The following is a 26,431-nucleotide window of genomic DNA, read 5'->3' as shown; positions in this document are numbered from 1 at the left end:
GCCGATGACCGTACTCACCAAGTCACCGGCCAGGCCCGGATCCGGCGGCGCCGGCGGAGGCGGGCGGCGCCTGGTCGACCTCGTGCTGCGCGCCCGCGAGCTGAGCATCCTCGGCGCCCTGATCCTCCTCGTCGTCGGGACCACGATCGCCAACCCGCGGTTCCTGTCGGAGCAGGGCCTGCGGGACATCTTCCTCAACGCCTCGATCCTCGTCCTGCTCGCCGTCGGGCAGAGCATGGTCGTCGTCACCCGCAACATCGACCTGTCGGTCGGCTCCGTCGTCGGGCTCGTCGCGTTCTCGGCGGGCAAGTTCGCCTCCGGCGGCGACCGGCACGTCGTGCTGGTCCTCCTGGTCGGCGTCCTCATCGGGCTCGCCTGCGGGCTGGTGAACGGGCTGCTCGTCAGCTTCTGCCGGGTCCCCTCCCTGGTCGTCACCCTCGGCACGCTGTACGTGATCCAAGGGCTCGACTACCGCATCGCCCAAGGCGACCAGATCAGCGCCTCCGAGCTTCCCGGCTCGGTGCTCGGCCTCGGCAGCGACGGCATCCTCGGCATCCCCTACCTGCCGATCATCACGGTCGTCGTGATGCTGGCCGCCGGCTACTACCTGCGCTCCTACTCGTCCGGACGCGAGTTCTACGCGATCGGGTCCAGCCCCGAGGCCGCGATGCTCGCCGGCGTGCCGATCCGCCGCCGCATCCTCACCGCCTACCTGGTCAGCGGCGCGCTCGCGGGCCTCGCCGGGGTGCTGTGGCTCTCCCGGTTCGGAACCGTCGTCGCCGACGCCGCGAACGGCTGGGAGCTGACGGTCGTCGCCGCCGTCGTCGTCGGCGGCGTCGCGATCACCGGCGGCGTCGGCACCGTGTACGGGGCGGCGCTCGGCGCGCTGCTGCTCACCACCATCGGCAGCGTGCTGGTGGTGCTCAAGGTCAACCCGTTCTGGCAGCAGGCGATCACCGGCGTCCTCCTGCTGCTGGCCATCAGCGTCGACCGGCTGCTCGCGCTCCGCGTCACCCGGGCGCTGAAACAACGATCCCTGGAGTCGACCGTGCACCACGACGTGCCCGCGCCGTCCGAGGAGGACTCCGAAGGGGACCTCGAGGGGGACATGGACGCGGCCGGGACCACCGCGGAGGCCGCGGCGCCGGAAGGGAGGGGCCGGTCATGAGCCGCCTGGGACACCTGGTGCGGTGGGAGACCGCCATCACCGTGCTGCTGATCGTGGTCTTCTTCGGCGGCGCCGGGTTCTCGCCCGACTTCGCCAGCAGCGGCAACCTGTCGTTCGCGCTGCTCGACCTCAGCGAGATCGCGCTGATCGCGCTGCCGATGACGCTGCTGGTCGTGTGCGGGCAGGTCGACCTGTCGGTCGCCTCCATCCTCGGGCTGAGCAGCGCGCTGACCGGCATGTTGTGGGACAACGGCATGGCGATCGAGACGATCATCCCGCTGGTGCTGGTCGTCGGCGTGATCTGCGGGCTGGTCAACGGGCTGCTCGTCACCAAGCTGGGGCTGCCGTCCCTCGCCGTCACGATCGGCACGATGACCCTCTACCGGGGCCTCGCCTACGTGACGCTCGGCACCGGCGCCATCTCCGAGTTCCCGTTCGCCTACACCGACCTCGCCACCTCCTCCATCCCCGGCACCCCGATCCCGTACCCGATCGCGCTGTTCGTCCTGCTCGCCGTCTTCGCCGGCGTCGTCCTGCACGCCACCGGCATCGGGCGGTCGCTGTTCGCGATCGGCGCGCAGGAGGACGCCGCCTACTTCGCCGGCATCCGGGTCAAGCGCATCAAGCTGATCCTGTTCGTGATGTCCGGCCTGGTCGCCGGGTTCGCCGGCATCGTCTACACGCTCCGCTACGGCAGCGCCCGCGCCGACAACGGAATCGGCCTCGAACTGGCCGTCATCGCGGCGGTGCTGCTCGGCGGCATCGACTTCGAGGGCGGCAAGGGCACCCTCGCCGGCGTCATCGCCGCGGTGCTGCTGGTCGGCCTGCTCCGCAACCTGCTGATGCTCAACGACGTCTCCACCGAGGTCCAGTCGATCGTCACCGGGCTGCTGCTCATCATCAGCGTCCTCACACCGCGGCTGATCGCCGTGGTGCGCGAGGCACAAGGCAGGCGGCGGGGCGCGCGACCCGCGACCCCCGCCGCCGCGCCCTAGTCGCGAGTCCCCATCCCACCCCCGAAGCAAGACCCGGATTTCCGAAAGGCACCGAGATGACCACTCGTTTGCGCGCTCCGCGACGGCTGGCGGCCCGATTGGGGGCCACAGCCACGGTGAGCGTCCTGGCCCTGAGCCTGGCCGCCTGCGGCGGAACCACCAAGGACTCCTCGTCGGCGTCCGGGGAGGGCAAGACCGGCGCGGAGACCACGGCCGACCCGAACGCGCCGATGAAGAAGGGCCTGAAGCTGGCGTTCCTGCCCAAGCAGGTCAACAACCCGTACTCCACCATCGTCGACAACGCCGGCATCGCCGCCGCCAAGGAGTTCGGCGCGGAGGCCAAGGAGGTCGGGCCCTCCGACGCGTCGGCGTCCTCGCAGGTCTCCTACATCAACACCCTCATCCAGCAGCAGCACGACGCGATCCTCATCGCCGCCAACGACGCGAACGCGGTGTGCGGGCCGCTCAAGCAGGCGATGTCCAAGGACATCAAGGTCGTCGCCTACGACTCCGACACCAACCCCGAGTGCCGGGACGTGTTCATCAACCAGGCCTCCTCCGAGGACATCGGCCGCAGCCAGGTCAAGCTGCTCGCCGACCAGATCGGCGCCAAGGGCGAGATCGCGATCCTGTCGGCGACCGCGAACGCCACGAACCAGAACGCCTGGATCGAGTTCATGAAGGACGAGCTGAAGAAGCCCGAGTACTCGGGGATGAAGCTCGTCAAGGTGGCCTACGGCGACGACGACGACCAGAAGTCGTTCCAGCAGACCCAGGGCCTGCTGCAGGCGTACCCGAACCTCAAGGGCATCATCTCGCCGACCACGGTCGGCATCGCCGCCGCGGCCCGCTACATCTCCGGTTCGGAGTACAAGGGCAAGGTCGCGCTGACCGGCCTCGGCACCCCGAACCAGATGCGCAAGTTCATCAAGGACGGCACGGTCGAGAAGTTCGCGCTGTGGGACCCGGCGAACCTCGGCTACCTGGCCGGATACGCGGCGGGCGCGCTGGCCTCCGGCCAGATCACCGGCGAGCAGGGCCAGAAGTTCAAGGCCGGCAAGCTCGGCGAACGCGGCATCGGCGCCAAGGGCGAGATCATCCTCGGCCCGCCGACGGTGTTCGACGAGAAGAACATCGACGACTACGACTTCTGAGCCCGCCGCGCATATGGACACGGATTCTTCGCGCGGGAAGCGGATCTGCTTCCTGCTGAAGGTCAGGCAGGACCGCCTGGAGGAGTACAAGCTGCGCCACCAGGCGGTCTGGCCCGACATGCGCGCGGCCCTGCGCGACTCCGGCTGGCACAACTACTCGCTGTTCCTGCGCGAGGACGGTCTCCTCGTCGGCTACCTGGAGACCGACGACTTCGAGGCGGCCCAGGAGCGGATGGCCGCCACCGAGGTCAACGCGCGGTGGCAGGCGGAGATGGCGCAGTTCTTCGAAGACCTCGACGGCCGCCCCGACGAGGGGATGCGGCCGCTCGCCGAGGTCTTCCACCTGGAGTGAAAGAGGTAATCGTGAACGACACCAGCGCGGTGAAGGACGCCCTGCGCCGCCAGCAGATCGAGACTCCCTCGTGGGCGTACGGGAACTCGGGGACCCGTTTCAAGGTCTTCGCCCAGCGGGGCGTGCCGCGCACCCCGCAGGAGAAGATCGACGACGCCGCGCAGGTGCACCGCTACACCGGCGTCGCCCCCCGCGTCGCCGTGCACATCCCCTGGGACAGGGTGGACGACTACGCCGCGCTGGCCGCGCACGCCGAGGCGCAGGGGGTGCGGATCGGCGCGGTCAACACCAACGTCTTCCAGGACGACGACTACATGCTCGGCAGCGTCACCAACCCCGACCCCGCCGTCCGCCGCAAGGCGCTCGACCATCTGCTCGAAGCCGTCGACATCATGGACATGACGGGTTCCCGAGACCTGAAGCTGTGGTTCTCCGACGGCACGAACTACCCGGGGCAGGACGACATCCGCGCCCGCCAGGACCGGATGGCCGAGGCCCTCGCCGCCGTGTACGAGCGGCTCGGCGACGACCAGCGCTTCCTGCTGGAGTACAAGCTGTTCGAGCCCGCGTTCTACATGACCGACGTCCCGGACTGGGGCGCCTCCTACGCGCACTGCATCAAGCTCGGCCCGAAGGCGCAGGTCGTGGTGGACACCGGCCACCACGCGCCCGGAACCAACATCGAGTTCATCGTCGCGTTCCTGCTGCGCGAGGGGAAGCTCGGCGGGTTCGACTTCAACTCCCGCTTCTACGCCGACGACGACCTGATGGTCGGCGCCGCCGACCCGTTCCAGCTGTTCCGGATCATGTACGAGGTGGTGCGGGGCGGCGGCCACGACGCGGAGGCGGGCGTGGCGTTCATGCTCGACCAGTGCCACAACATCGAGCCGAAGATCCACGGGCAGATCCGCTCGGTGATGAACGTCCAGGAGGCCACGGCCAAGGCGCTGCTCGTGGACGCCGGCGCGCTGTCGGCCGCGCAGTCGTCCGGTGACGTCCTCGAAGCCAACGCCGTGTTCATGGACGCGTTCAACACCGACGTCCGCCCGCTGCTCGCCGAGGTCCGCGAGGACATGGGCCTGCACCCCGACCCGGTCGCAGCCTACAGGGCGTCCGGCTACTACGAGCGTGTCGCCGAGGAGCGCAAGGACGGCCAGGCCGCCGGCTGGGGCGCCTGACCACCACCCTGACAAGGAGGCCGAGGATGCCCCCCACCTCGAAACGCCGCTGGACCGCCGCCGCCGTCACGACCGGGCTCGTTCTCTCCCTCGCCGCCCCCGCGCACGCGCGGGAGGAGGCGGCGCTGCGCGTCGCCGGGCTGGAGACCGAGCACGCCGCCACCCCGATCGCCGTCTCCGCCCCCGAGCCCCGCTTCGGCTGGCTGCTGTCCTCGCGGGAACGGGGCCAGCGGCAGACGGCGTACCGCATCACGGTCGCCACCGCCGGAGGGGACCGCACCGTCTGGGACTCGGGGAGCGTGTCCGGGGCGCGCTCCTACGACGTCCGCTACGGAGGCCCGGCGCTCAAGCCCGCCACCCGCTACACCTGGCGGGTCAAGGTCGCCGACGCCGAAGGCGACTGGACGCGCTGGAGCAAGGACACCTGGTTCGAGACGGCGCTCGCCGGGGACGGCTGGCGCGGTTCCTGGATCGGCGCTCCCGGGAAAGCGTCATCCGTGCCCGACCTCGGCGGCACCGACTGGATCTGGTACCCCGAGGGGGACCCGGCCACGGAGGCGCCCGCCGGGTCGCGCTACTTCCGCGGGACGTTCGACCTCGCCTCGGTCCCGCAGGGCGCCCGCCTGGCCATGACCGCCGATGACGGCTTCACCGTCTGGGTGAACGGAGCCGAGGCCGGGGGACGCGACCCCAACCCGGAGCAGGAGAACTGGAAGCGCCCCATCGTCGTCGACGTGACCTCGAAGCTGCGGCAGGGCCGCAACGTCGTCGCCGTCCAGGCCACCAACGGCCGGCCGAGCCCCGCCGGGCTCCTCGGGCGGCTGGAACTGCCCGGCCGGGAACCGGAGCGGTTCGACACGGGCGCGGGATGGCGTTCCGCGAACGAGGAGCCGGCCGGCGACTGGCGCGCCGCCGATTTCGACGACGCCGGCTGGGCGGAGGCGAAGGTGGTGACGGCCTGGGGAGGCGCCCCCTGGGGCGAGGTCAAGCCCGAGAAGCCCACCCTCCCCGAGCCGCTCCTGCGCCGCGACTTCACCGTCCGCGGCAAGAAGGTCGCCAAGGCGCGGCTGTACGCGGCCGCGGCCGGGTACGCCGAGCTGAGCCTGAACGGCAGGCGCGTCGGGGACGAGGTGCTGCAGCCCGGCTTCGTCCGCTACGACAAGCGCGTCGAGTACGTGACCCGCGACGTCACCCGGATGCTGCGGCGCGGCGGCAACGTGATCGGAGCGCGGCTCGGCCGCGGCTTCTACGGGATGACCCAGCAGAACGTGTGGAACTGGCACGACACTCCATGGACCGCCGAGCCCCGGCTGCTGGCCCAGCTCGTCGTCACCTACCGCGACGGCAGCATCGAGACCGTCGCGACCGACGGCCGGTGGCGCCACGCCGAGGGCCCCGTGCGCTACGACTCCCTCTACGGCGGCGAGACCTACGACGCCCGCGAGGAGAAGCGCGGCTGGGACCGTCCCGGCTTCGACGCGTCCTCGTGGGAGCGGGCCGCGGCCCTGCCCGCGCCGACGGACAACGTCGTGCCCGAGGAGCACGAGCCGATCCGGGTCACCGACACCCTCCGCCCGGTCGCTGTCACCAACCCCGAGGAGGGGACGTACGTCTTCAAGCTGCCGCGCAACATCGCCGGCTGGGCCCGCATCCGCCCGAGCGGCCCCGCGGGCACGAAGATCGGCCTCAAGTACGGCGAGCGGCTCAACGACGACGGCACCGTCCTGGCCGAGAGCGGGCACGTCACCGGACGCTTCCAGACCGACGAGTACGTCCTGTCCGGGCGCGGCCGCGAGAGCTGGGAGGCCCGCTACACCTACAAGGGCTTCCAGTACGTGGAGGTGACCGGCTGGCCCGGCGAGCCGCCCACGGCCGCCGACCTGGACGGCCGCGAGGTCCGGACGGACCTGCGCTCGAACGGGACGTTCCGCAGCTCCAACGGCCTGTTCGGCACGATCGAGAAGATCACCCGGCAGACCGTGGTCAACAACTGGCACGGCATCCCGACCGACACCCCGATGTACGAGAAGAACGGCTGGACCGGCGACGCCCAGCTGATGGCCGAGATGATGATGGGCCGCTACGACCTGCGCCGGCTGTTCACCAAGTGGATGACCGACCACCGCGACAGCCAGGGACCGGACGGCCTGGTCCCGGCGATCGTCCCCGACAACGGCTGGGGCCTCGGCGACGGATGGCCCTCGCCGCCGTGGCACGCCTCGTTCACCGTCATCCCGTGGCTGATGTACGAGCGGTACGGCGACCGCGCCGTCCTGTCGGAGAACTACCCGGCCATGCGCCGCTACCTCGACGACTGGCTCACGCGCGGCGACGACGGCATCTACCCCAGCCAGCTGAACGACTACCTGGCACCGGGCTACGGCGGCAACACCCCCGAGGACAAGCGGCTGCACGGCACCGCCTACACCTACTCCAACAGCCTGGTCATGGCCGACATCGCCGAGGTCCTCGGCCACGGCGCCGACGCGGCCCGCTACCGCGCGGCCGCCGCGACGATGAAGGACGCGTTCAACAGGGAGTTCCTGCGCGGCGACGCCTACGTGACCGACACCGACCCCGGCTACCGGCAGACCTCGGCGCTGATCGCGCTGGCGCTCGGCCTGGCGCCGGGGGAGTCGCAGAAGGCCGTCACCGACCGGCTCGTCCGCGACGTCAGGGAGCGCGGCGACCACCTCAACACCGGGGCGCTCGGCACCAAGTACCTGCTGACCGAGCTGACCGCGCGCGGCCATGGCGAGCTGGCCTACAAGGTCGCCACCCAGCGCACCTACCCCAGCTGGGGATACTGGGTCGACAACGGCGCGACGACGTTGTGGGAGCGCTGGGACCTGGACGCCCGCTCCCGTGACCACGTCTTCCTCGGCGGCGCCATCGGCGAGTGGTTCCAGGAGGACCTGGCCGGGATCCGCCCGGCCGCGCCCGGATACGACCGGATCAAGATCGCTCCCAAGCCGCTCGGCGACCTGACCTCGGTGAACGCCTCGATGCCCACCCCGCACGGGCAGGTGTCGGTCCGCTGGAAGCGGTCCGGCTCCGGGTTCGCCCTGGAGGTGGGCGTCCCGGTGGGCGCGACCGCCGAGATCCACCTGCCCGCCGCCGCGGCGGAACGGGTCACCGAGAGCGGACGGCCCGCCGGCTCCGCCGACGGCGTCCGCGTCCTGGGCGCCGGGGACGGCGTCGTCCGGCTGGAGGCCGTGTCCGGGACGTACCGATTCAACGCACGCAAGTAACGCACGTTGGGAGACATTCGATGACGTCCACCCCACCCGAGGTGGAGCAGCTGCTGGAACGGGCCAACACCCTCGGCTCGGACCCGCGCAACACCAACTACGCGGGCGGCAACGCCTCGGCGAAGGGCACCGTCACCGACCCCGTGACGGCCCGCGACGTCGAGCTGATGTGGGTGAAGGGGTCCGGCGGCGACCTCGGCACCCTCACCGGGAAGGGCCTGGCCGTGCTCCGCCTCGACCGGATGCGCGCCCTCGCGGACGTCTACCCGGGCGTCGAGCGCGAGGACGAGATGGTCGCCGCGTTCGACTACTGCCTGCACGGCAAGGGCGGCGCCGCACCGTCCATCGACACCGCCATGCACGGGCTGGTGGAGGCCGCGCACGTCGACCACCTGCACCCCGACTCCGGCATCGCCATCGCGACGGCGGCGGACGGCGAGGAACTCACCCGCCGGATCTTCGGGGACCGGGTCGCGTGGGTGCCGTGGCGGCGTCCCGGCTTCCAGCTCGGCCTGGACATCGCCGAGATCAAGAAGGCCGACCCGGACGCGATCGGCGTCATCCTCGGCGGCCACGGCATCACCGCCTGGGGCGACACGAGCGAGGAGTGCAAGGCCAACTCGCTCGACATCATCCGCACCGCCGAGACCTACATCGACGAGCACGGCAGAGCCGACCCGTTCGGCGAGGTCGTCCACCCGGCGCTGCCGCACGAGGAGCGGCACGCCCGCGCCGCGGCGCTGTTCCCGCTGCTGCGGGGGCTGGCGTCCACCGACCGCCGGCAGGTCGGGCACTACACCGACGGCGAGGCCGTGCTGGACTTCGTCGCCCGCGCCGAGCACCCCAGGCTCGCCGCGCTCGGCACGTCCTGCCCCGACCACTTCCTGCGCACCAAGGTCCGCCCGATGGTGCTGGACCTGCCGCCGGACGCGCCGCTCGACGACGTCCGCGCCCGCCTGCGCGAACTCCACGCCGCCTACCGCGAGGAGTACGCGGCCTACTACGACCGGCACGCCGTCCCCGGCTCGCCGCCGATGCGCGGCGCGGACCCGGCGATCGTGCTGGTCCCCGGCGTCGGCATGTTCAGCTTCGGCGCCGACAAGCAGACCGCGCGGGTCGCCGGCGAGTTCTACGTCAACGCGATCAACGTGATGCGCGGGGCGGAGGCCCTGTCGGCGTACGCGCCGATCGACGAGGCGGAGAAGTTCCGCATCGAGTACTGGGAGCTGGAGGAGGCCAAGCTCCGCCGCAGGCCCGCGCCGAAGCCGCTCGCCGCGCGGGTCGCGCTGGTCACCGGCGGCGGTTCCGGCATCGGCGCCGCCACGGCCCGCCGCCTGGCCGCCGAGGGCGCCTGCGTCGTCGTCGCCGACCGGGACGTCGCCGCCGCCGAGAAGGTCGCCGCCGAGATCGGCGCGGGCGCCCCGCGCCCCTTCGACGCCGCCGTCGCCGCCGGAGCCGACGTGACGTCCGAAGACGAGATCGCCGCCGCCGTCCGCGACGCGGTCCTCGCCTTCGGCGGCGTCGACCTGGTCGTCAACAACGCGGGCCTGTCGATCTCCAAGCCGCTGCTGGAGACCGCCGCCGCCGACTGGGACCTCCAGCACGACGTCATGGCGCGCGGCTCGTTCCTGGTCTCCCGCGAGACCGCCCGCGTCATGACCGAGCAGGGGATGGGCGGCGACATCGTCTACATCTCGTCCAAGAACGGCGTGTTCGCCGGGCCGAACAACATCGCCTACGGAGCCGCCAAGGCCGACCAGGCGCACCAGGTGCGGCTGCTGGCCGCCGAACTCGGCGAGCACGGCATCCGCGTCAACGGCGTCAACCCCGACGGGGTCGTGCGCGGCTCCGGCATCTTCGCCGGCGGCTGGGGCGCCGAGCGCGCCGCCGTGTACGGCGTCGAGGAGGAGAGACTCGGCGAGTTCTACGCCCAGCGGACGCTGCTCAAACGCGAGGTGCTGCCCGAGCACGTCGCCGCCGCCGTCTTCGCCCTGACCGGCGGGGACCTGACCCACACCACCGGCCTGCACATCCCCGTCGACGCCGGCGTCGCCGCCGCGTTCCTGAGGTGAAGGAGAGGACAGCGATGACCGACAACACGGCACCGCCGGTGAAGGTCGGCCTGGTGGCCGGCGGGCTGGGCGCCTACTGGCCGCAGTTCCCCGACCTGCTGCCGCAGCTCCAGCGGTCCGCCGAGCGGGTCTCGGAGCGGATGCGGGGCCTCGGCGCCGAGGTGGTCGACGTCGGCTTCATCTCCGACGCGCAGGAGGGAGCGGCCGCCGCCGAGAAGCTCCGCGCGGCCGGCTGCGACATCATCGTCGGCTTCCTCACCACGTACATGACCGCGACGATGCTGGTCCCCGTCGCGCAGCGGGCCGACGCCCCGGTCCTGCTGATCAACCTGCAGCCGACCGAGTCGATGGACCACGCGACCTTCGACACCGGGCAGTGGCTCGCCTACTGCGGCGCCTGCCCGCTGCCCGAGATGGCGAACGCGTTCGAGCGCTGCGGCGTCCCCTTCCGCTCGGTCTCCGGATACCTGGAGGACGAGCGGGCCTGGACGAGGATCGGCCGCTGGGTGCGGGCCGCCGGGGTGCGGGCCGCGCTGCGCAGGGGCCGGCACGGCCTGATGGGCCACCTCTACCCGGGCATGCTGGACGTCTCCACCGACCTGACGCTCGTCAGCGCCAACCTCGGCGGGCACGTGGAGGTGCTGGAGTTCGACGACCTGCGCGTCCGGGTGGAGAAGGTCACCGACGCCGAGGCCGCCGCGAAGAGGGCCGAGGCGGAGAAGATCTTCGAGCTGGACCCGTCCGTCGACGGCGACGACCTGACCTGGGCGGCCCGCGTCTCCGCCGGCCTCGACCGGCTCGTGGACGACTTCGAGCTGGACAGCCTCGCCTACTACCACCGCGGCCTGGACGGCGAGATCCACGAGCGGCTCGGCGCCGGGATGATCCTCGGCGCGTCGCTGCTCACCGCGCGGGGGATCCCGGCGGCGGGCGAGTACGAGCTGCGCACCTCCCTGGCCATGCTGATCGCCGACCGGCTCGGCGCGGGCGGCTCGTTCACCGAGCTGCAGGCCCTGGACTTCCGGCGCGGCCACGTCGAGATGGGCCACGACGGGCCCGCCCACCTGGCGATCAGCGCCCGCCGCCCGCTGCTGCGCGGCCTCGGCGTCTACCACGGCAAACGCGGCTACGGCGTGTCGGTCGAGTTCGACGTCAGGCACGGCCCCGTCACCGCGTTCGGGATCATCCAGCGCCGCGACGGCCGGTTCGCGTTCGCCGCGTCCGAGGGCGAGACCGTGGACGGGCCGCACCTGCGGATCGGCAACACCACGTCCCGCGTCGACTTCGGCTGCGATCCCGGCGAGTGGACCGACGCGTGGAGCGCCACCGGGATCTCCCACCACTGGGCCCTCGGCACCGGCCACCGGATCGCCGACCTGAAGGCCCTCGCCGACCTGCTGGAGGTAGAGCTCATCGAGGTGAGGCCCTAAGGCACACAGCGCAGGATCGGGGGATCCACTTCTGAGGTGACGGCGAGCCGCGCCCCGCCCCACAGGGCCGCGGGTTCGGTTCGGCGTGCCCGAAAACCGGAGGAAGCTCATGAGGCGAACACCGTCCCGACTTCTCATCCTTCCGACATCGGTCCTTCTCATCGCCGGGGGAGGCGCCGCCGTCCCCGCGGCCGCCGCGCCCGGCGGCGCCGTGCGGGTCGTGGAGACCCGCACCGAGTACGGCGAGCGCCCCCTCGGCATCGACGCCGCCCACCCGCGGCTGACCTGGCGGCTCGGCTCCTCCAGGCGCGGGCAGGTCCAGTCCGCGTACGAGGTGCGGGTGGCGTCCTCGCCGGAACGGCTCAGATCGCCCGACGTGTGGGACAGCGGCAAGGTCTCCTCAGGCCGTTCCGTCCTCGTCCCCTATGCCGGGCCGCAGCTCAAGCCCCGCACCCGCTACTACTGGTCCGTCCGGGTCTGGGACGGGAACGGCCGCCCCTCCGGCTGGAGCAAGACCACCTGGTGGGAGACCGGCCTGCTGGACGGCAGGAACCTCGCCGGGGAATGGATCGGGCACGACGCGCCACTCCCGATGCCCACCTCCTTCACCGGGCAGAACGACCCCGCGCAGCTCAAGGACGGCACCCAGGGGCAGACGTTCACCTCCGACAAGCCGGTGACGGCGGTGTCGATCCCGATGCCGACATGGCAGACCTCCGACGCGGACGTGACCCTCACCCTCCGCGAGAAGGGCCCCGGCGGCGAGGTCCTCGTGCAGCGCCGCATCGAGGACCATTCCGACAACGCCGAGGCCACCCTCACCCTCGACTCGCCCGCCCCCGCCGGGACGTACTACGTCGAGCAGTCCGAGCCGTCCGGGCAGATCGGCTGGTGGGGCCACACCGAGGACGGCTACGAGCACGGGCAGGCGTACGCGGACGGCGAGCCCGTCGCCGGCGACCGCCGCTTCAGCTTCGAGACGGAGTCGTCCGGGCCCGACGGGCTCACCTCGCAGCTCCGCAAGGACTTCACCGTCGGCAAGAAGGTCGCGCGGGCACGCCTGTACTCGACCGCGCTCGGCGTCTACTCCGCCGAGATCAACGGCCGCCGCGTCGGCGGCGACGAGCTGACCCCCGGCTGGACCGACTACGCCAAACGCGTCCAGTACCAGACCTACGACGTCACCAAGCTGCTGCGCCGGGGCGGAAACGCGATCGGCGCCACCCTCTCGCCGGGCTGGTACTCCGGGCACATCGCCATCTTCGGGCCCGGCCAGTACGGCGACCGCCCGTGGTTCCGCGGCCACCTCCAGATCGACTACACCGACGGCACCTCCCAGAAGGTCGCCACCGACCCGAGCTGGCGCAGCGGCGTCGGGCCGGTCCAGACCTCCGACCTGCTGATGGGCGAGGAGTACGACGCCCGCGAGCAGACCCCCGGCTGGAGCCGCCCCGGCTTCGAGGCGCCGGGCTGGAAGCCGGTCCTGCTGAACGAGGAGGCCGATCCGCTCCCGGTCGCGCAGGCGGCGGCGCCCACCCGGGTCCAGCAGGAGATCGACCCCGTGAAGATCACCAGCCCGGAGCCGGGCGTCCACATCTTCGACCTCGGCCAGAACATGGTGGGCACCGTGCGGCTGCGGGTGTCCGGCGAGGCCGGGCAGAAGGTGACGCTGCGGCACGGCGAGGTGCTCAACGACGACGGCACCCTCTACACCGCCAACCTCCGCACCGCCAAGGCCACCGACACCTACACGCTCAAGGGCGGCGGCACCGAGACCTACACCCCCCGCCACACCTTCCACGGCTTCCGGTACGTGGAGGTGACCGGCTACCCCGGCACGCCCGACCTCGACGCCGTCACCGGACGGGTCATGCACACCGCCGAGCCGTTCACGATGTCGTTCAAGACCGACGTGAAGATGCTCAACCAGCTGCACCGCAACATCACGTGGGGGCAGCGCGGCAACTTCCTCAGCATCCCGACCGACACCCCCGCCCGCGACGAGCGCATGGGCTGGTCCGGCGACATCAACGTCTTCGGCCGCACCGCCACCTACAACATGCAGTCGGCCCGCTTCCTGACCAAGTGGATGCAGGACATGCGCGACGCGCAGCCCGCCGATGGATCGTTCCCGGACGTCGCGCCGAAGGTCGGCTTCCTGGGCGGCGGCTCGGCCGGCTGGGGCGACGCGGGCGTCACCGTCCCGTGGAACCTGTACCAGGCGTACGGCGACCGGCAGGTGCTGGTGGACAACTACGCCGCCATGCAGAAGTGGATCACCTACCTGGAGGAGCACAGCGAAGGACTGCTCCGCCCGGCGTCCGGGTACGGCGACTGGCTGAACGTCGACGCCGAGACGCCCAAGGACGTCATCGGCACCGCCTACTTCGCCCACTCGGCCGCGCTGGTGGCCGAGACCGCCCGGACGCTGGGCAAGGACGCGGACGCCGAGCGCTACGACGACCTGGCCGGACGGGTGCGCGCCGCCTTCAACGAGGCCTACGTCACCGAGGGCGGCGCCCGCATCAAGGGCGACACCCAGACCGCCTACGCCCTGGCCCTGGAGTTCGGCGTGCTGCCCGAGAACGCGCGCAAACCGGCCGCCGACCGCCTCGTCGAGCTGATCAAGGCACGCGACTGGCACCTGTCCACCGGGTTCCTCGGGACGCCGGAACTGCTGCCGGTGCTCACGAAGACCGGGCACACCGACGTGGCCTACCGGCTGCTGCAGCAGAAGACGTACCCGTCCTGGGGCTACCAGATCGGCAAGGGCGCGACCACGATGTGGGAGCACTGGGACTCCATCAGGCCGGACGGCGGCTTCGAGGACCCGGCCATGAACTCCTTCAACCACTACGCCTACGGCGCCGTGGGCGAGTGGATGTACCAGCACATCGCCGGCATCAGCGCCGGCGAGCCCGGCTACCGCCGGACCGTGATCCGGCCCAGGCCGGGCGGTGACGTCCGCCGCGCGGACGCCACCTACGACTCGGTCTACGGGCCGGTCAGCACCCGCTGGTCGCTGAACGGCGACAGGTTCTCCCTCCACGTCTCCGTCCCCGTCAACACCACCGCCGAGGTCTGGGTGCCGGCCGCCGACGCCGGCGACGTCTCCCAGCGGGGCGCGAAGTTCCTGCGCATGCAGGACGGCGCCGCCGTCTTCGAGGTCGGCTCCGGCTCGTACCGCTTCACCACGAGCCGCTTCCCCTCCGGCTGACCGCGCGGGGGCCCGGTCCGGAGACCGGGCCCCCATGCCGCCGGACCTCCCCGCCATCCGGCTCCGTCACGTCGTCTTCCGTTCGTCCCACCCCCGAGGAGCCCGAGATGAGTGAACTCTCCAGGAGACGGTTCGTGCAGGCCGGCGGTGCCGCCACCGCGGCGATCACCGCGAGCGGCGCGATCACCGCACCCGCGGGCGCCGCGCCCGCGCACACCGCCCCCACACGCACCGCGAAGGCGCGGACGCTGCGTCCTGAGGATCCGCGGGTCGGCCACCTGCGGTCGCCGCTCGGCATCGACGACACGAAGCCGACGCTCAGCTGGCGGTACGCCGCCGGACCACGCAACGCCGCCCAGACCGCCTACCAGGTGCGGGCCGCGAGCTCGGACCGCCGGCTCGCGCACCCCGACCTGTGGGATTCCGGCAAGGTCGCCGGCGCGGCGGTCTCGGCCGTCTACGCGGGCCGCGCTCTGAAGTCCCGCGAACGGGTGTCGTGGCAGGTCCGGGTGTGGGACGAGCGGGGCCGCGCGTCCCGGTGGAGCGAGCCGTCCCACTTCGAGACGGGGCTGCTCGCCGCCGCCGACTGGACCGCCCACTGGATCGGGAACGAGGCGTGGTCGGCCGACCCGGAGCCGGTCGCGGCGACGGTCGCGTTCACCGCCCGTTCCGCCCGGTACGTCCGCCTGAACGTGACCCGGCTCGGTCTCCCGATCAAGGAGGGCTGGCCGTACGAGGTGTCGCGGCTCCAGCTCGCCGAGATCCGGGTCCTGGACGGGCCGTCCGGGACCGACCTGGCGCTCAGGGCCCCGGTGACCGCGTCGGAGAGCTACACCGTCGAGGGCCAGTGGGAGCCGGAGGCCGTCACCGACGGCTCGCTCACCACCGACGCCGCCCCCTTCGGCTACACGAGCATGGAGCGCAGGGAGCAGGACCTCACCGAGCCCATCTGGATCCAGATCGACCTGGGCGAGGAGCAGCGGTTCGACCGGATCCTGCTCTACCCGCGCACGGACGTGACGACCGGCGACGAGAAGACGGCCAACTTCCCGGAGGACTTCACCGTCCAGACGTCCGGCGACGGCGAGGCGTTCGAGACGGCCGCCACGGTCGAGGGCCAGGAGGCGCCGCCGCCGCTGCACCGCGCGCCCGAGGCGCTGCCCGTCTTCAAGCGGGAGTTCGAGCTCGGCAAGCGCGTCCGCTCGGCGCGCCTGTACGCCACCGCCCTCGGCGTCCTGGACATCACGCTCAACGGACGGCCGGTCAGCGACGCCGTACTGGAACCGCCGTACTCCACCTTCAGCAAGCGGCTCGTCTACTCGACCTTTGACGTGACGAAACTGCTCCGCCGTGGCGGCAACACCGTGCAGGTGGAACTCGGCCCCGGCATGGCCCACGTGCCCCCCACGCCCGGCCGCTACCAGAAGCTCACCCGATCCGACGGCAAACCGGCGTTCCTGGGCCAGCTCGAGATCACCTACACCGACGGCTCCCGGGACGTCATCGCCTCCGACACGTCATGGCGGACGGCGCTCGGCGCCACCACGTTCTCCAGCTGGTACGGCGGCGAGGACCACGACGCCCGCCGGACCCCGGGGGAGTGGGCGGACGCGATGATGGTCGCCTCCCCGACCGCGAGCCTCGCGGCCCGCACGTCGCCGCCGATCGAGCCCGTGGACGAGTTCCGCACCAAGAAGATCACCGAGCCGCGGGACGGCGTCTACGTCGTCGACCTCGGCACGAACATCGCCGGCTGGCCGAAGCTGCGCGTCCGCGGCCCGGCCGGGACGAAGGTGACGATGCGCCCCGGCGAACTGCTCGCCGGCGACGGGACCGTCAGCCAGCACACCACCGGCTCGCCCATCTGGGACACCTACACCCTGTCCGGCGACGGCACCGAGACCTGGCATCCCCGGTTCTGCTACCACGGATTCCGCTACCTGCAGATCGAAGGACTGCCCTCCCCGCCGGACGACGGCACGGTCACCGGCATCGTGCTGCGCGCCGCCAATGAGAAGGCAGGCTCGTTCACCAGCTCCCACGGCCTCCTCAACGACATCCACACGATCATCGACCGGGCCGTGCAGGGCAACATGTACTCCGTCCTCACCGACTGCCCGCACCGCGAGAAGCTCGGCTGGCTGGAGCAGGCCAACCTGGTGTTCCCCGCCGTCGCCCGCAACTACGACGTCACCGCCTACTACGGCTCGATCGTCCGCAACATCGCCGAGGCCCAGACCGAGGACGGCCTCGTCCCCGACATCGCGCCCGAGTTCACGGTGTTCTCCGGCGGGTTCCGCGACGACCCCAACTGGGGCAACGTCATCGTGTTCGCGCCCTGGCAGATGTACCGCGCCTACGGCGACGTCGCCACGCTCCGCACGTACTACCCGAACATGGTCCGCTACGTCGGCTACCTGTCGGGGAAGGCGGACGGGCATCTCCTCGACTACGGCCTCGGCGACTGGATCGCCTTCGACACCAGCACCCCGAAGGGCGTCACCGCCACGTTCGGCTACCACCGGGCCGTATCGGCCCTCGCACGGATCGCGAAGGTCATCGGCGAGGACGCCGACGCCGCGAAGTACGAGGCGCTCGCGGGCGAGATCGGCTCGGCGTTCCACGCCGAGTACGCCACCGGCGACACCTACGGGTCCGGCAGTCAGGCGTGCGACGCCCTCGCTCTCGACATGGGCGCGGTCCCGTCCGGCAAGAAGGACGCGGTCCTCGCCCACCTCGTCGACAGCATCAAGGCCAACGGCTACCACCTGACCGTCGGGGAGATCTCGCTGCCGTCGGTGTTCTACGCCCTGTCCGCCGCCGGCCGCGACGACGTCGTCCACGCCTTCGCCACGCAGACCGGCAACCCCAGCTACGGCTACCAGGTCGCCCACGGCGCCACATCGCTGACCGAGAACTGGGACGGCCCCACGTCCGGCAACTCCCAGAACCACTTCATGCTCGGCGCGATCGACGAATGGTTCCACGCCCATCTCGCCGGCCTCGGCCAGACCGGCGACTCGATCGCCTTCGAGACCCTCCTCATCCGGCCCTCCGTGGTCGGCGACATCACCCGCGCCGCCGCGACCTACGAGACGCCGCGCGGCCGGGCGGCCGCCTCCTGGCGCCGCACCGGCAGGAAGCTCCGCCTGGACGTCACCGTCCCGCCCGGCGCCAGGGCCCGCGTCGAGATCCCCCTCCCGGCCGGGGCCGGACGGCCCAAGGCCCCCGGGGACGCCACATGGATCGGCGTCGAGAACGGCCGGGCGGTCTTCGAGACCGGCTCCGGCGACTGGAAGTTCGAAGGGGCGGCGGCGTGACCCGCGACGGCATGACCCGGCGCCGTTTCCTCGGCGCGTCGGCGGCCGGAGCGACCGGCGTGGTCGTCCTCGGCTCCGCCGGCACCGCGGCGGCGGCCCCCGCGGGCGGCGCGGCGCGCCGCACACCGTCCGGCCTGCTGACCTCCCTCATGCCGGACGGCCTCGGGGTCACGGCGGCCCGGCCCAGGCTGAGCTGGCAGGTCGCCGACCTGGGGCACGGGACGGAGCAGACTCACCACCAGGTCCAGTTCGCGACGACCCCGGCCCGGCTGGAGCACGGCCCGCGCTTCTGGGACAGCGGCCGTGTCGCGTCCAGCGCCTCCGTCGCCGTGCCGTACGGAGGCCCGGCACTCTCGCCCGGGACGGCCTACTGGTGGCGCGTCCGGACGTTCGACGGGCACCGGTCGTCCCGCTGGTCCGAAGCGGCGCTCCTGGCCACGGGCGTCGGCGCGTGGACGGCCGAGCCGATCTGGACGCCGGCCGCACCAAGCCTGGGGGACGGTGTCCTCAAGGCCAGGGTGCGGATCACCGCGGTCGCGGCGAGCCTGTGGTTCCGGGCGTCCGGGACGGGCGCCAACTACCTGTGGCAACTCCGCGCCGGGACGCCCGGCGTCCTGAAGAAGCACGTGTGCGTGGACGGCACGTACCGGGTGCTGGAGGAGAAGCGCCTGGCGGTACCCGTCGAGGCGGGCCGCTGGTACGACGTCACGATCGCGATGACCGGCTCCACGTTCACGACGTCGATCGACGGCGCGGAGGTCGACGGCACGACCGACGCGACGTACCGGACGGGCACGGTCGGGATGCGCAACGGTTCCAGCGAGGCGAACGTCTGGGGCCGCGTCACGTTCACGGGTCCCGACGGCGAAGCCGTCATCGACGAGGACTTCACCGAAGGACGCGGCACGTTCTCCGCCGGGACCGTGGCCGACGGTGCCCTGACCCTGGAGAAGGGCCAGTCGACCCTGTCGTCGGCGGGTTCGCCGGACGACGACTGGGCGCTGCTCCGCACGGAGTTCACTCCGTCGCGCAAGCAGATCGTGGCCGCCGTGCTCCAGGTCGCGGCCCAGTCGCCGACACCGACGCGCCAGTACCCGGCGAAGATCTGGGTGAACGGCGAGGTGGCCGGTTTCGCGTCCACGCCTCATGGGCGCGGGGCACCGCGTTACAACTCGTTCGACGTGACGGCCTCGCTGAAGCCGGGACGGCGCAACGCGCTCGCCGCCCTGGCCTTCACCACCCAGGACAAACGGTTCCTCGCCCAGCTCGTCGTCACCTACGCCGACGGGACCACCACGACAGTCCGCAGCGGCACGAAATGGAAGGCGCGCCGCCAGGCCGGGATGCTGCGCGACGGCGGGACGTTCGGCACCGGCTTCTACCACGGCCCCCAGGAGTACTGGGACATGCGGGAGGAACCAGCCGGCTGGACGAGTCCCGGCTTCGACGACTCCGGCTGGGAGCCCGCGGCGGCCAAGGCGGCGATCGACGGGCTGGAGCCGGCGCTGATCGAGCCGGTCGAGCTGCACGACGTCCGGCCCGAGTCGGTGCGGAAGGTCTCGTCCGGTACCTGGCTGGTGGATCTCGGCAAGGAGATCGTGGGCGGCCTCCGGATCTCCGTGCGCGGAAAGGCCGGGCAGACCGTCGAAGTGAGGCTCGGCGAAGAGCTGAACGACGACGGGACCGTCAGGCACGCGCTGCGCGCAGGCGTCACCTACCGGGAGATCTGGACCCTCCGCGACGGCCGCCAGACCATCGAGCACTGGGGCTATCGCGGGTTCCGCTACGCGCAGGTCCTCTGCGATGACGGACTCGACCTCTCGCGCGCGGTCACAGGACGGGCCTGGCGCGCCGGCTGGCGCGGCTCCGACGCCTCGTTCTCCAGTTCCGACCCCGACCTCGACCGCCTGTACGACATGTGCCGCTACTCGATCGAGGCGACGCGCGGCGACCTCTACATCGACACCCCGACCCGCGAACGCGGCCCCTACGAGGGGGACGCGCTGATCAACCAGGCGTCCGAGTACGGGGTGCAGCGGTCGTATGCGCTGGCCCGCGCGTCCGACGTGTTCCTGGCGCGCAACCACACCTGGCCGACCGAGTACCGGCTGATGAACGTCATGTCGGCCTGGCAGGACTACCTGCACACCGGTGACCCTGAGCAACTCGCCGCCGACTACGACGTCCTCGCGGCCAAGCACCTGACGTCGTACCTGGGCGACGACGGGCTCGTCCACAAGGACCCCGGCTCGTCCAGCCGCGACCTCGGCGATCTGGTCGACTGGCCCGTGTCCAACCGGGACGGCTACGTTTTCACCGAAGTCAACACCGTCGTGAACGCCTGCCAGTACGCCGCGTTCACCGCCATGGCCGACATCGCCGCCGTCCTGGGCAAGACCGGCGACGCGAGGACATGGCGTGGGCGGGCCGACAAGCTCGCCGCCGCCATGCGCGAGAAGCTCCTGGACACCGCCAACGGACGGTTCGTCGACGGCGTAGGCACCACCCACAGCGCACAGCACGCGACCGCCTACCCGGTCGCGCTCGGTGTGGCCGGACCCGGCACGGTCCCCGATTCCGTCGTCCACGCCTTGGGCAAGACCCTCGCGGACGGCGGCATGAAGGTCAGCGTCTACGGCGCGCAGTTCCTCCTGGACGCCCTGTTCGCCACCGGACGGGCCGAGGCTGCGATCGGCCTGATGACGGCCAAGGGCCTCAGCTCGTGGCTGCACATGATGGACGACCTCGGTGCGACCATCGTCGCGGAGGCGTGGGACCCGTCCCTGAAGCCCAACATGACGTTCTCCCACGCCTGGGGTTCCGCACCCGCGAACGTGATCCCGCGCCACATCCTCGGCGTGCGGATCACCGCGCCGGGCGCCGCCGAGATCGAGGTCCGGCCCCGCCCCGGCGGCCTCACCCGGTTTTCCGGCCGCGTCCCCACGGTCCGCGGCCCGGTCTCCGTCGCGCTGAACCGGGAGAGGCGCTACCGGCTGGACGTGGACGTGCCGCCCAACACCTCGGCCCGGCTCGTCATCGAGCTGGGCGACGCCGACCCCCGCGACGTCCACGTCACCGGACCCCACGCCCGCGCCCCCCGCACCACGGGCCGCGACGCCACCGGCCGGCTCCTCACCATCGGCCCGGTCGGCTCGGGCCCCATCTCAGTGAACGGGAGTAACGGGTGAACACTGCCCGCCGGTACTTGGTCACCACGGCGACACATGCATGCAGGTTGGACCTGGATTTGCGTCATCCCTGATGTCATGGACTGAAACTGACCGTGACTACATCTGCGCCCCGAGGTATAGTAACGGATATTGATGGTCAAAATATGTGACTAAATAGTACGGGAGGCGGTCATGGACGCGGAGCGCGAGGTCCCCGACCTGGGCATGCTGGCCGGCCAGTTGATGCGGGCGCTGCAGGAGGAGTTGTTCCAGCGTCTGGCCGAGCAGGGGCACCCGGACGTCCGGCCGCGGCACGGCACCGTCCTCGCGTTCCTCGAGCCCGCGGGCGTGCGCGCCACCGAGCTGTCGGCCCGGTCCGGGCAGCACAAGCAGATCGTCGGCACGATCGTGGACGAACTCGTCGCGCTCGGGTACGTCCGCCGCGAACCCGACCCCGCGGACCGTCGCGCCAAGCGGATCGTCCCCACCGAGCAAGGGCTCGACGAGGTCGCGAAGGCCCGCGCCATCCTCGCCGGCATCGAGGAGCGCCACCGGCGGACGATGGGTGAAGAGCGCTTCGACGCCTTCAAGGACGCGCTCCAGGAGATCGCCCGCGACCAGCGCGCCCGCGAGACCGGCTGAGATCCGCCCAGCGCTACCGAGCCCGCCGCCGTCACAGATCGTCACTCAACGTAACGTTCTGCATGTGGGGGATGATCGGGGGAGCTGGACGGGGCCCGGCGGACTGCGCGTCACGGCGGTGCGGCTGAGCGGTGCGCACCGGGTCCTGGCCGAGTTCGCCGGCGTGCGCGGGCCGAGCGCGTTCCTGGTGACGAGGAACGGGGTGCTCGCCGGGCGCGGCTATTACGCGTCCGTCGAGGACCTGGCGGAGGTGGTCGATCTGGCCGAGCTGCGCGCTCGCTAGCGGCACCCCGGGTTGCGCGGGACGGTCCGGCACGTGTAATCGGTTACACCGTGATCGAAGAACGCTCGCAGAGCTGGGAAGTCGTCGTCGTCGGATCGGTCAACGCGGACCTGGTGGTCGGCGTCGACCGGAGGCCCGCGCCGGGGGAGACCGTGCTCGGCTCCGACCTCGCCACCCATCCGGGCGGCAAGGGCGCCAACCAGGCCGTCGCGGCGGCGCGGCTCGGCGGGCGGGTCGGCATCGTCGGGCGCGTCGGCGACGACGGGCACGGCGAGATGCTCCGCGGCGCCCTCGCCGCCGACGGCGTGGACCTCGCCCATCTGACCACCACCCAGGGCACGCCGAGCGGTGTCGCGCTGATCACGGTCGGGGCGGACGGCGACAACAGCATCATCGTCTCGCCCGGCGCCAACGCGCGGGTCGGCCCGGACGACGTCGCCGCCGCCCGAGCCATGATCGCCGGTGCCTCGGTCGTGTCGTTCCAGCTGGAGGTTCCGCTGCCCGCCGTCGAGGCCGCCGCCCGAGCCGCCGCCGAGGCGGGCGGGCGGGTCGTCCTCAACCTCTCGCCGCCGGCCCCCGTCCCGGACGAGCTGCTCGCCCTCTGCGACCCTCTCGTCGTCAACGAGCACGAGGCGGCCTACCTGCTGGGCGGCGACGGCGGGCCGCACGAGACGGCGGCGGCGCTCGTCGGGGCCGTTCCGGGGGGCGTGGGGGGTCGTCCCCCCACAAGGAATCGGTCCGGGCCCCGGTCGGTCGTCGTCACGCTCGGGCCCGAGGGGGTCGTGGTCGCGGACGGCGAGGGGACGGCGTCCGTTCCGTCCCCGAAGGCGGAGGCCGTCGACACGACCGGCGCGGGCGACGCCTTCACGGCCGCGCTCTGCCTGCGGCTCGCCCGCGGGGACTCGCTGCGGGACGCCGCTCGCTACGCCACCCGGGTGGGCGCCGCCGCCGTCCGCAAGCACGGCGCGCAGAGCTCCTACCCGGCGCCGGACGAGCTGCCCGAGCCGCCCGCGGGCTGAGCAGCGGGCTCCGCGGCCGCCACAATGCCGTGTCCTGCCGTGCTCCGCACCTGCGGGAACATGTCCGTTCTGACGGTTCGGGGCTGGTCGTCCCGAAGGGCCGGAGTGCCGTCCGATATTTTTTGCGCATGCGACTCGGCGTGCTGGACGTGGGCTCGAACACCGTGCACCTGCTGGTGGTGGACGCCCACGAGGGGGCCCGGCCCCTCCCCGCGTACTCCCACAAGGCGGACCTGCGGCTCACCGACCACCTCGACGAAGGAGACAGCCTGTCCGGGGAGGGCGAGGCGCTGCTGCGCAACTTCATCGACGAGGCGCTCCAGGTCGCCGAGGACAAAGGCGTCGAGGACCTCGTCGCCTTCGCCACCTCCGCGCTCCGCGACGCCGCCAACGGCGAGGAGGTCCTCGAACGCGTCCGCTCCGACAAGGAGATCGACATCCGGGCGCTGCCGGGCGAGGAGGAGGCGCGGCTGACGTTCCTCGCCGTCCGGCGCTGGTTCGGCTGGTCGTCGGGGCGGCTGCTCGTGGTGGACATCGGCGGCGGCTCGCTGGAGATCGCGTCCGGGATCGACGAGGAGCCGGACGTGGCGTTCTCCCTGCCGCTCGGCGCGGCGCGGCTCACCCGCGACCGGTTCACCGCGGACCCGCCGCCCCCGGAGGAGGTCCGCGACCTGCGCCGCCACGTCCGCGCGGAGATCGCCCGCCGGGTCGGGGACGTCGCCAAGTACGGACCGGCCGACCACGCGGTCGCCACGTCCAAGACGTTCAAGCAGCTCGCCCGGGTCGGCGGCGCCGCCCCCACGGCCGAGGGCCCCTACCAGCGGCGCGTTCTGGCGGGCGCCGACCTGACCGAGTGGGCCGACAAGCTCGCGCCGATGCCGTCCGCCGAGTGCGCCGCGCTGCCGGGCGTCTCCGAGCGGCGCGCCCCGCAGCTGCTCGCCGGCGCGATCGTCGCGGACGCCGCGATGGACCTGTTCCAGCTCACCGAGCTGGAGGTCTGCCCCTGGGCGCTGCGCGAGGGCGTCATCCTGCGCCGCCTCGACATGATCACCGCCTGACCCCGGCGCGGCCGGTCAGGCGTCGGCCCCCGAGGGCAGGACGGGAGCCTCGCAGCCGTGCCGGGCGGCGGACGCCTCGGCGAAGCGGGCCAGATCCGCGAGTTCGGCCTCGGTGGGCGGCTCCGCATCGTCCTCAGAGGCGCCGTCCCCGGCGGCGAGGTTCCTGGTGTAGTCCCGGGGCACCGCACGGTAGTACGCGGTTTCCAGGACGCCCTCACAGGCGGCCGTGCCCCACATGGAGGAAGCGCTGACGCCCGCGGGGTCGTCCGCTTCCGGATCGATCTTGGGGTAGGGGCCGTACGCGGCGGTCAGGACCAGTCCGTCCTTGAGGACGCAGTACTCGACCGGGGAGATGCCCGCCGGCGTCTCGCGGGCGGACGGACGGGACGTCATCCCCTTGCAGGTGCCCGTGGCGCCGGAGACCCGGCTGAAGGTCTCCGGCGGCAGCGGTGCGATGCCCTCGATCCTGGAGCCCGGCTCGGTGTCACATCCCGTCTTCTCGGCGGCGCGCCGGGCGATGTCCGTCACGAGGCGGGCGATGTCCGCCCGGTGCCGCGGGTCCATGTCGGCGCCGTAGCCGTCCCTGACGGTGACGAGGAGGCCCTTGGCCTCCAGGAAGGGCCAGCCGTCGCAGCCGAGGAGCACCTCCGCGGTGTCGCTGTCGTCGTCCCTGACGACGAAGCCCGTCCACCCGGATCCGAGCGGCACCGGCATGGCCTGGTGGCGCGGCTTGAAGGCGCGCGTGCCGAACGGCCGGCCGGTTCCGGTGGCGGGCTCGATGGTGACCAGGATGTTGTTCGCCTTGCAGCGCCTGCTGAGTTCCGGGACCCCGGCGGAGTCGCCGATGAGCCGGTCCTCGATGTCGAGGTCGTCGGCATCGAAGATCATGCCGAGCGTGTCGCGGGCCGGGAGCATTCCGCCGCAGATCTCCGACAGACGCTCCTCGGGCGAGTCCGGCCGCAGCAACAGGTAGCCGCCGCCGAGCAGGACCAGCACCGCGAGGCCCAGGCCGCCCCGGGTGACCCAGGAGTCGTGTCGCCACCGCATGCGGGGCAGAGTAGTGGCTGCGGCCGCTACGTCCAGGCGGGGTGGCCGAACGTGCGCCCTTGCGGAGTGACCACCCGGTCGCCGGTGCCGTCCAGGCGGACGGCGTGGACGACCGGTTCGGTGACCGAGCCGCGCACGTAGCAGATCCAGTGGCCGTCGGGGGACCACGCCGGGTCCATGTCGTCCCGGCCGCCCGTGGTCACGGCGCGCGCCCCGGACCCGTCGGCGTTCATCACCCAGATCGAGCTGTGCTCGGACTCGCCCCGGGTGAACGCGATCCTGGAGCCGTCGGGGGACCACTCGGGGTCCACCGAGCGGACGCCGTCCCTGGTCAGCTTCGTCCAGGGCGACCCCGGGGTGTTCGGGTCGAGGGTGTAGATCTCCTCGTCGCCGTCGCGGTCACTCCAGAACACGAGCTTCTGCGTGGACGACCACATCGGATCGTCCTTGACCGAGTCGTCCCGGGTGAGCCGGGTGACGTCGTGCCCCCGCAGGGTGATCGTGAAGATCTGCCGGGTGCCGCCGTCGTCGCCGATGTAGGCCAGCCGCGTGCCGTCCGGCGACCAGGTCACCCGGCCGCCCGCGATGTCGGTGACCTTCCGCGCGCCGGAGCCGTCGGCGTTCATCACCCACGCCTCCCGCTCGCCGCCGCCCGTCCGGGTGAACGCGATGCGGCGGCCGTCCGGGGACGGCTCGGGCAGCATCTCGCAGCGGTCCCCGCCGGCGAGCGTCGTCGCGGACGGCTCGCCCGGCCGGTAGCGGCCGATGTCGGCGTGGCACGACTCCGGCCAGCCGGGCCGGGTGTCGATCCGGACGAGCATCGGATCGGACGGGAACGCCGCGGGCCCCGGCGGCTTCTCCGCCTCGCCGGACGGCCCGGCGAAGTAGTAGAGGCCTCCCGCCACCGCTCCGGCCACCAGCACGCCCGCCACGGCGGTGGCGGTGAGCTTGGCGCGTCTGGAGGGCCCGCCGCGACGGTCCGGACCGTCCGCCCGGCCGGGCACCGGGGGAAGGACAGGGGCCGTGGGTACGTCGGGCGGAGGCGCGGTCAACGGGACCGGTACGGGTGGCGGGG

General features: G+C 72.1%; 16 protein-coding genes and 1 pseudogene. 15 read left to right on the top strand and 2 right to left on the bottom strand.

Annotated features, from left to right (window positions below; all coding sequences use genetic code 11):
• The first annotated feature begins 4 nt into the window (after positions 1–4).
• The 15 genes from E1285_RS15290 (at position 5) to E1285_RS15220 (ending at position 24,309) form a co-directional block, all read left to right on the top strand.
• Entirely contained in the window at positions 5–1,168 is a 1,164-nt protein-coding gene (locus E1285_RS15290; protein ID WP_132152455.1) for an ABC transporter permease, read from the top strand.
• Positions 1,165–2,163 (top strand): ABC transporter permease, encoded by a 999-nt coding sequence (locus tag E1285_RS15285; protein WP_132152453.1) that lies wholly within the window; start codon positions 1,165–1,167, stop codon positions 2,161–2,163. Before E1285_RS15290 ends, E1285_RS15285 begins: the two co-directional genes overlap by 4 nt.
• A 56-nt stretch (positions 2,164–2,219) precedes the next feature.
• Positions 2,220–3,317, top strand: coding sequence for a rhamnose ABC transporter substrate-binding protein (gene rhaS, locus E1285_RS15280; protein ID WP_132152451.1), 1,098 nt, complete (start codon positions 2,220–2,222; stop codon positions 3,315–3,317).
• Between the two features lie 13 nt (positions 3,318–3,330).
• Positions 3,331–3,669 carry an L-rhamnose mutarotase gene (locus tag E1285_RS15275; RefSeq protein WP_132152449.1) on the top strand — a complete coding sequence of 113 codons (339 nt, stop codon included), beginning with the start codon at positions 3,331–3,333 and terminating at the stop codon, positions 3,667–3,669.
• Between the two features lie 11 nt (positions 3,670–3,680).
• Positions 3,681–4,847, top strand: a complete 1,167-nt coding sequence (gene rhaI / locus E1285_RS15270) for an L-rhamnose isomerase (protein WP_132152447.1) — start codon at positions 3,681–3,683, stop codon at positions 4,845–4,847.
• A gap of 26 nt (positions 4,848–4,873) precedes the next feature.
• Positions 4,874–8,098, top strand: a complete 3,225-nt coding sequence (locus E1285_RS15265; protein ID WP_132152445.1) for a family 78 glycoside hydrolase catalytic domain — start codon at positions 4,874–4,876, stop codon at positions 8,096–8,098.
• Between the two features lie 20 nt (positions 8,099–8,118).
• The gene (locus E1285_RS15260; RefSeq protein ID WP_132152443.1) at positions 8,119–10,170 is read left to right on the top strand and encodes a bifunctional aldolase/short-chain dehydrogenase; all 2,052 of its coding nucleotides are present in this window, start codon (positions 8,119–8,121) and stop codon (positions 10,168–10,170) included.
• Positions 10,171–10,184: 14 nt separating this feature from the next.
• Complete coding sequence (locus E1285_RS15255; RefSeq protein WP_132152441.1) at positions 10,185–11,600, top strand: L-fucose/L-arabinose isomerase family protein; 1,416 nt, start codon at positions 10,185–10,187, stop codon at positions 11,598–11,600.
• Between the two features lie 109 nt (positions 11,601–11,709).
• Entirely contained in the window at positions 11,710–14,817 is a 3,108-nt protein-coding gene (locus E1285_RS15250) for a glycoside hydrolase family 78 protein (RefSeq protein WP_132152440.1), read from the top strand.
• A 107-nt stretch (positions 14,818–14,924) separates the two neighbouring features.
• Positions 14,925–18,137: a family 78 glycoside hydrolase catalytic domain gene (locus tag E1285_RS15245; protein ID WP_132152438.1), complete on the top strand. Its 3,213-nt coding sequence runs from the start codon at positions 14,925–14,927 to the stop codon at positions 18,135–18,137.
• Positions 18,134–21,325: a family 78 glycoside hydrolase catalytic domain gene (locus E1285_RS15240; protein WP_207946603.1), complete on the top strand. Its 3,192-nt coding sequence runs from the start codon at positions 18,134–18,136 to the stop codon at positions 21,323–21,325. The genes E1285_RS15245 and E1285_RS15240 overlap by 4 nt, the downstream gene beginning before the upstream one ends.
• Before the next feature lie 174 nt (positions 21,326–21,499).
• A complete protein-coding gene (locus tag E1285_RS15235; protein WP_207946602.1) occupies positions 21,500–21,949 on the top strand; it encodes a MarR family transcriptional regulator in 450 nt (149 codons plus the stop codon).
• 64 nt (positions 21,950–22,013) lie between these two features.
• A complete protein-coding gene (locus E1285_RS15230) occupies positions 22,014–22,232 on the top strand; it encodes a hypothetical protein (RefSeq protein ID WP_132152436.1) in 219 nt (72 codons plus the stop codon).
• 50 nt (positions 22,233–22,282) lie between these two features.
• Complete coding sequence (locus tag E1285_RS15225) at positions 22,283–23,251, top strand: ribokinase (protein ID WP_243722795.1); 969 nt, start codon at positions 22,283–22,285, stop codon at positions 23,249–23,251.
• Between the two features lie 128 nt (positions 23,252–23,379).
• Positions 23,380–24,309, top strand: coding sequence for a Ppx/GppA phosphatase family protein (locus E1285_RS15220; protein WP_132152434.1), 930 nt, complete (start codon positions 23,380–23,382; stop codon positions 24,307–24,309).
• 15 nt (positions 24,310–24,324) lie between these two features.
• On the opposite strand, the gene E1285_RS15215 is transcribed toward E1285_RS15220, so the two are convergent.
• Together E1285_RS15215 and E1285_RS15210 are read right to left on the bottom strand one after the other, a co-directional pair.
• Complete coding sequence (locus tag E1285_RS15215; RefSeq protein ID WP_132152432.1) at positions 24,325–25,356, bottom strand: hypothetical protein; 1,032 nt, start codon at positions 25,354–25,356, stop codon at positions 24,325–24,327.
• A gap of 26 nt (positions 25,357–25,382) precedes the next feature.
• A pseudogene (locus E1285_RS15210) lies at positions 25,383–26,431 on the bottom strand (PD40 domain-containing protein); the annotation flags it as partial.

This window comes from Actinomadura sp. 7K507 (assembly GCF_004348425.1).
Classification (GTDB): Bacteria; Actinomycetota; Actinomycetes; order Streptosporangiales; family Streptosporangiaceae; genus Spirillospora.
Note: the sequence above shows the minus strand (reverse complement) of the source record. Positions and strands in the feature narration are given on the sequence as shown.